This is a genomic window from Candidatus Symbiothrix dinenymphae (assembly GCF_001431085.1).
In genome coordinates, this window is record NZ_BBRU01000204.1 from 1 (window position 1) to 662 (window position 662).

Genomic DNA, 662 nt, shown 5'->3' on the forward strand with positions numbered 1-662 from the left:
CTCATGTTGCCGGAATATTGCGCTACGCTGACAGGCTTCCAATGTGTCGGCTCGACGGTTGCGGTCGCCGCCGTTGCGGCGGTTGCGGTCGCAGCTGCGGTTGCAGCCGCTGTTGCCGATACATGGACGGTAGAAGACGGATTTGCCGGATAGTAGAATGTCTTTCCAACACCTGCTTTCGACCGATAGAGATAGCCTGTGCCGGCTTCCATATTCTCCATGCTGCCCAGCCAACCTCCGTTTATATACGTTGCAAAACCGCTTTGGCTCTTGATTACATCCTCTTCCATTGGTTGCAAATCTGCCAAGGCTTCGTTCAGCGACATATTGAAATTTGGTGTGTAGGCAAGCCATGTCCAGCCGCTGTGCACGGTTATAGGCACATTGTCAGGCTCTATTTTTCTGCCGTTGACGGGCAATGTGGTGGATTCTGTCATCTGCAGCTTGTACATCCTGCCGGCTCCTACGCCATCCATGTTGCCTGTCCAGCCTGTGGCGGTGGGGCGGACTATATAATGGCGGTCCTTTGCCTGCAGCGTTTGCGCCTTCACCGGTGCAAAGACGGACGCCACCAGAGTGTCGTTGCCTACCGGCAGGGTGTTCAACGACACCCATGTCCAGCCCCTTGCCAAATGCACGCGCTGCTCTACATACTCCTGCAC

Annotated in this window: 1 protein-coding gene; it reads right to left on the bottom strand. The window is 55.4% G+C overall.

Annotation, left to right across the window (positions count from 1 at the left end; translation table 11 throughout):
- The coding region (locus ASC50_RS02875) for a hypothetical protein (RefSeq protein WP_158648326.1) at nt 1–662 on the bottom strand (662 nt) is incomplete at both ends.